The following is an 869-nucleotide window of genomic DNA, read 5'->3' on the forward strand; positions in this document are numbered from 1 at the left end:
CGTTGGGTGACTCGGGCGCATACTCCTTGGGGTGTGCGCCCGTTGTGGCGTTCGAGGTCGAGCTGGGCTTTGAAGGTCTGGTTGATCGATTCGATGACCTGGCGCAGGGGCCGGAACAGGGTGGTGCCGGGTGTGGCGGGCTCGCCTTTGCGGCGTGGTCGCAGGAGGTGGAATCCTTGTTCGCGCAGTTGTGACTGGAAGTGTTTGGGGTAGTAGTTGCGGTCGGCGATGATCGTTTGGCCGGCTCGGGCCGCTCGTAGGTCGGGTGCGGCGGCGAGCAGGTCGATCAACGTCTCGCGTTCGTCGGCTTTCGCTCCGGTCAGTGCCCAGGCCACTGGCAGGCCCGACAGGGTGCAGACCAGGTGGAGGCGCAGGCCCCAGAAGAACCGCGAGTGGGAGGCGCAGTAGCCGTATTGTGCCCATCCGGCCAGGTCGGAGCGTTTCGTGGTCTCGCGGGAGCGGGCGCATTCGACCGGGGTGGAGTCGACGACCCATACATCGTCGGCCCAGGTCGAGGTCCGCTCCGCGAGGAGCCGGGCAAGGGTCCTCATCAGACCGGTCGCGGCGCGCAGCCGCTTGTTGTAGCCGCTTTGGCGGGGCAGGTAGGGGAACATGGAGCGTAGGTGGGCGCGGGCGTAGCGGATCCAGCGATGCTCGGAGGTGAAGCCGAGCAGGCCCTGCATGACCGCGAGGGTGACCAGCTCGGCGTCGGTCAGCGCGGGCTTGAACCCGATCCTGGGCCTCCAGGGCGCCAGGTGCGGGTGTTCCTTGATCAGGTCGTCGACCGTCACGTAGAGTGCGGTAGCGAGGGAGTCCAGGTTATTCAAACTTGTTGCCACACAACGAGTCTGGACTCCCTCGCTTTCATG

At 66.1% G+C, this 869-nt stretch carries 1 protein-coding gene; it reads right to left on the reverse strand.

Annotated features, from left to right (window positions below; all coding sequences use genetic code 11):
* Positions 1-827: IS982 family transposase (locus tag O2L52_RS25280; protein ID WP_463669606.1), on the reverse strand; the 827-nt coding region annotated here is incomplete at its 3' end.
* Positions 828-869 lie beyond the last annotated feature (42 nt).

Origin of the sequence: Glycomyces algeriensis, assembly GCF_027622855.1 — a bacterium.
Taxonomy (GTDB): Bacteria; Actinomycetota; Actinomycetes; order Mycobacteriales; family Micromonosporaceae; genus Glycomyces; species Glycomyces algeriensis.